Genomic DNA, 5,219 nt, shown 5'->3' with positions numbered 1-5,219 from the left:
GGGAGTGGGGGAGTGAGGGAATGGGGGAGTGAGGGAGTAGAGAGCTGTTTGATTACGCCAGCCGATTACTTCGATCACCCGATCACTCCCCTACTCCCCAGCTGCCTTAGAGGCTGGCCTGGAGGGGCGGCATGACCACTTTCTTCGCCAAGCCGAGGGTCTGCAGGGCTCGAATCGCCCACCAGGTGGGGTCAACCTGCCACCAGCGCCAGCCGGCTTTGGCGACTTTGGGGTAGGCGTGGTGATTGTTATGCCAGCCTTCGCCGTAGGTGAGCAGGGCAGCCCACCAGAGGTTGCGGGAGTTATCGGCGCTGTCGAAGGCGCGATCGCCCCAGATATGGGTCGCTGAATTGATTAGCCAGGTCGAGTGCCAGAGCGCCACTGCTCGGACGAACAGGCCGTAGACGACAAATGACCAGCCGCCGAGGGCGTAGAGCAGAATCCCTAGTGGAATTTGCAGCAGTAGAAAATAGCGGTCGAGCCATTGGTAGAAGGGGTCGCGGGCGAGGTCGGGGGCGGTTTTCTGATAGATTTCGCGGTCAAAGACTCTGGGCTTGAGCTGAAATAGCCAGCCCATATGACTCCACCAAAACCCCTTACGCGCCGAATAGGGATCTTTTTCGTTGTCTTCAGTATGGGCATGGTGCTGCCGGTGTCCGGCCACCCAGAAAATGGGGCCGCCCTGAATCGCCAAGGCACCGATGATTGCGATCGCGTATTCTAACCCTTTAGATACCCGAAAGCTGCGATGGGTCAACAGTCGATGATACCCCAGACAGATGCCAATGCTGCCCGTGAGCCAGTGCAGCAGCACCGCGACCCCCAGGGCAGACCAGCTAAAAAAGGGAATAGCAAGCAGCGCCAAAGCGTGGACAGCGGTAAAGAAGCCGATGCTGACCCAGCTAGTTTGAACGGGGCTGGTTTGAGCTGGGCCTGCATTGGCGGAGCCTGGGGGCTGGAGAGATAGGCTTGGATTCATAAGGATGCTTCGCGGTATAGTAGTAATGTAAGTATTGCTTGCAGTTATAGCTTAGCTACCATTTTGAAAATTTGCAAGTAGCACTTTCATTTGTCGCTTTATGACTCGAACCTCTAGTCGTGACCGCCTGCTCAACGCAGCGCTTGAGCTATTTGCCAGCCAAGGGATTACCGAAACAACCACAAGGCAAATTGCCGAAGCAGCTGACGTCAATGAAGTAACGCTGTTTCGTCATTTTGGTAGCAAGCAAGGCTTGCTTTTAGCGGTACTGGAAGCGGCAACCGTCCTGGACGAAGTGAAAGCGCTGCTTTCAGGATGGATTGCTCAACCTGCGGACCTATCGCAGGCCCTGGAGCGTTACGTCGATGAAAATTTGCGGCTGCTGGAGCAGGTGCCCAACCTAGTGCGATCGCTAATTGGCGAGTCGGGCCAATACCCGCCTGAGAACCGCCGGGTCTTAGGGCAGAGTCTGAAGCAGGCCAACCAGCTGACCAGCGAATATTGGTCGGCCGTGATGGCGCAGCAACCCACGACTAGTCCCGTGCCGATAGACCGCTTTGCCGGTCTGCTGAATACGCTGCTGGTAGGCTACGCCACGCTGGAGCTGGCCAGCGATACGCACGGCGTTTGGGAGAGTCGAGAAGCGTTTTTGGGCAATCTAGTCGCCCTTTTTCTCAGTGCGGCTGAAGCCGAGGGGGTCAGGCCGTCTGAGCTGCCTACCCCAGCGCTGCCCGACCGCGCCGCGTTGCCCCCAGCGGCGATCGCGGATTTACCTATGGGCTTAGTGCGGGACCTGTTTCGGCGGGCTAAAAAGTCGGGGCTCCAGGACTATGCGCTGGTATACGTTCTTTTCGGGGCTGGACTGAGTCCGGTAGAAATAGCGGGGCTGCTGCGATCGCAGCATATCAGCGACTCGCAGCAGCAGCTGCTTCAGGTCAGCCATCCGTCCCGACAGGTGCCGATCAACCGCTGGATTATGGGCTATCGCTACGGTTCTTACACGCGCAATCCGCTGACCCAGTGGCTGAGAAGCCGCAAAGACGAGCAGCCTGCCCTATTTTTGAACGCGGATGGGCAGCCGATGACGGTGGCGGAGATTGGCGATCGCTGGCAGTCCCTCACCGCTGACCTGCTCACCCCTCAGGGGCAGCCGCCAACGCTAGAGCAGGCCCAGCAGACTTGGCGGGTGGAAATGCTGATGAAAGGGATGAGCTTAGAGAATCTAAGTATTCTCACTGGACTGAGCCTGGCTGAGCTCCAGCCCTATGCCCGTCGCGCTCAGGAGAAAGCGGCTTTGGAGCAAGCGCTGTCGATTGATCAGAAGCCGGGCGGGGCTAATCCGAAATGACTGCCTCGATTAGACAAAGCGGCCTAATATTAAACTGACGGAGATTTTTTTGAAAGCTCCTCCGGCGAGCCCTCATCCCCCAGCCCCTTCTCCCAGGCGGGGAGAAGGGGAGCCGGATTTGACGTCTTTTGTACTGACCGTTCCTCAAACTAACCTGACCGCAGCATGAGCGTATATCTTTACAACAGTCTCTCTCGCCAAAAGGAGCCCCTAGAAACGCTGACGCCTAACCAGGTTGAGATCTACTGCTGCGGCGTTACGGTGTATGACTATTGCCATCTGGGCCATGCCCGTTCTTACATTGTTTGGGATACGATTCGCCGCTATCTGATGTGGCGCGGCTACGCGGTGCACTACGTCCAGAATTTTACTGATATCGACGATAAGATCCTCAATCGGGCCAGAGCCGAGCAGTCTTCGATGGAGACCGTCGCTCAGAAATACACGGCGGCCTATTTTGAGGACATGGCCCGGCTGAATATCCTCGAAGCGGATGAATATACCTATGCCACCCATACCATTGACGGCATCAAGCGGCTGATTCATGAGCTGGAGCAGAAGGGCTATGCCTACCCCGCCGAGGGGGATGTCTACTATGCCGTACGCCAGTTTGCGCCCTACGGCAGGCTCTCGGGGCGCAAGCTAGACGACATGCAGGCCGGGGCCAGCGGTCGAGTCAGTACAGTCGAGACGAAAAAGAAAGATCCGGCCGACTTTGCCCTGTGGAAAGCGGCTAAGCCCGACGAGCCCGCTTGGGAATCGACCTGGGGGCCGGGGCGGCCCGGCTGGCATATTGAATGCTCGGCGATGGTGCGCGATCGCATGGGCGACACCATCGATATCCATGTGGGCGGCGCTGACCTGGTTTTTCCCCACCACGAAAACGAGATCGCCCAGTCTGAAGCCGCAACCGGCAAGCCGCTGGCCCGCTACTGGATGCACAACGGCATGGTCAACGTCGGTGGCGAAAAGATGTCCAAGTCGCTAGGCAATTTCACCACGATTCGGCAGCTTTTAGATGCTTCTGACGGGCTGTCGCCAATGGCGCTCAGGCTATTGGTGCTCCAGGCGCAGTACCGTAAGCCGATTGATTTTACGGAAAGTGCGATCGCGTCTGCCCAAAACAGCTGGGCCACCCTAGAAACCGGACTGCTGTTTGGCCATCACTACGGTTCGGCGCTGGGCTGGCCCGATGCCGAAGACTCGGCCTTTGGTGACCCGGCGGCGATGCGGATTGAGCCGGATAGTGAGCCGGTGAAAGAATTTCAGGCGGCAATGGATGACGACTTTAATACGCCAGGCGCGATCGCCGTTCTGTTTGGCTTGGCGAAGGAGCTAGAGCGCCAGGGCAATCTCATTGTCCATCAGAGCAAACCAGATGCCGATGCTGCCGTACTGCAACCGCAGTGGCAGACCCTAGTTTGCTTAGCGCAGATTCTGGGTTTAGAAACATCGCCAGATCAGGCGAATTCAGCACAGGCGAATGACCTTGACGACGAGCAGATAGAAGCCCTAATCGAACAGCGCCGTCAGGCTAAACAGGCCAAAAACTACGCCGCAGCCGACCGCATCCGCAACGAGCTCAGCGCCCAAGGCATTACCCTAATTGACAAACCTGGCGGCGTCACCGACTGGCACCGCGTACAGTAATTTGGCTCAGCACAGAATCCATTGCACGTAGGGTTGCTTTGTGTGGTAGGAATGATGCTTCAGATGAACAGCCTGTCGAAAGATATAGTTCCTCGACCAGCGATCGCCCTTAAGGGATTCAAAAAATCGAGCAGTCAGTATCTGCAATAGCGCTAAACTTTTATGACAGAGAAGCCCTTAGTCAACCCAATCATCCCTAATGAAATTAGCCGATATCCTCAAGGACTCAAATTACAAGCTGTCACAGTTCACAACAGATGAAATTGAGCGGTTAGAGAAAGCAATCACCATCAAAGAGACTAAGAAAGGTGATGTTCCTTATACAGTTTGTCTGGTAAGGCAGAAAGCGATTAGGCTTACTCCAGAGGAGGCAATTCGGCAACTCTATTTACAGGTTTTGACTGATCGTTTGCATTATCCCCTCAGTCACATCCAAGTAGAGTATGGCGTGAATTTTGGGCGAGAGGTGAAACGGGCGGACATTGTGGTGATGGACAAGGATCGTCCTAACACGGCTTACATGGTTGTGGAAATCAAAAAGCCAAAGCTAAAGGATGGTAAAAATCAGCTTCGCTCCTACTGTAATGCCACAGGTGCGCCGATTGCTGTTTGGACAAATGGCGATCAAATTTCTTACTACCAGCGTAAAGATCCCAATTACTTTGAAGACATACCCGGTTTGCCCAATGCCAATCAAACCCTAGCGGATATTCTTCAGATCAAGTTCACCCTAGAAGATCTGATCGCTAATGACAAGTTAGTGAAGGAGAACAAGTCCCTCAAGACCTTGATCGAGGAAATGGAAGATGAGGTTCTGGCGAATGCCGGGGTGGATGTATTCGAGGAACTATTTAAGCTAATTTTCACGAAGCTCTACGATGAGTGGTACTCCGGGCAGGGTAACCGTCGATCGACCCGTTCGTTGGAGTTTCGCAATACGGGGCAGACGGAAGCGGCTCTGAAAACTAAAATTCAGGATCTATTCGACAAAGCTAAGCAAAAGTGGGAAGGGGTGTTTAGCGAGGATGCCAAGATTAGCCTCACGCCGTCTCACATGTCAGTGTGTGTGTCGTCGTTGGAGAATGTGAAGCTGTTTATACTCTAGCCGGTTCGGGCTTGAACTAATTCTATAGTCATGGTGAAATTGAGTTAGCCCACCCAAAAGACACCGCGGTCATGATTCAACTAGAGTTCAGCGAAGCCGACATTAGCGCACTTGAATACGAGCGCTATCACCACCCT

Annotated in this window: 3 protein-coding genes and 1 pseudogene; 3 read left to right on the top strand and 1 reads right to left on the bottom strand. The window is 54.8% G+C overall.

Annotated features, from left to right (window positions below; all coding sequences use genetic code 11):
• Positions 1-106: 106 nt before the first annotated feature.
• The gene (locus IQ241_RS24865) at positions 107-979 is read right to left on the bottom strand and encodes an acyl-CoA desaturase (RefSeq protein ID WP_193912453.1); all 873 of its coding nucleotides are present in this window, start codon (positions 977-979) and stop codon (positions 107-109) included.
• A gap of 100 nt (positions 980-1,079) precedes the next feature.
• On the opposite strand from IQ241_RS24865, the gene IQ241_RS24860 reads away from it, so the two are divergent.
• The 3 genes and pseudogenes from IQ241_RS24860 to IQ241_RS24850 form a co-directional block, all read left to right on the top strand.
• Positions 1,080-2,327, top strand: coding sequence for a TetR/AcrR family transcriptional regulator (locus tag IQ241_RS24860; protein WP_193912451.1), 1,248 nt, complete (start codon positions 1,080-1,082; stop codon positions 2,325-2,327).
• A gap of 165 nt (positions 2,328-2,492) precedes the next feature.
• On the top strand, positions 2,493-3,977 hold the full coding sequence (cysS, locus tag IQ241_RS24855; RefSeq protein WP_193912449.1) for a cysteine--tRNA ligase: 1,485 nt from the start codon (positions 2,493-2,495) through the stop codon (positions 3,975-3,977).
• Positions 3,978-4,176: 199 nt separating this feature from the next.
• Positions 4,177-5,073 (top strand): annotated as a pseudogene (locus IQ241_RS24850) (type I restriction enzyme HsdR N-terminal domain-containing protein); the annotation flags it as partial.
• Positions 5,074-5,219 lie beyond the last annotated feature (146 nt).

It is taken from the genome of Vasconcelosia minhoensis LEGE 07310, assembly GCF_015207255.1.
In the GTDB taxonomy this organism is placed as follows: Bacteria; Cyanobacteriota; Cyanobacteriia; order Phormidesmidales; family Phormidesmidaceae; genus Vasconcelosia; species Vasconcelosia minhoensis.
The sequence above is the reverse complement of the archived record's forward strand: the minus strand, read 5'-3'. Positions and strand labels throughout refer to the sequence as shown.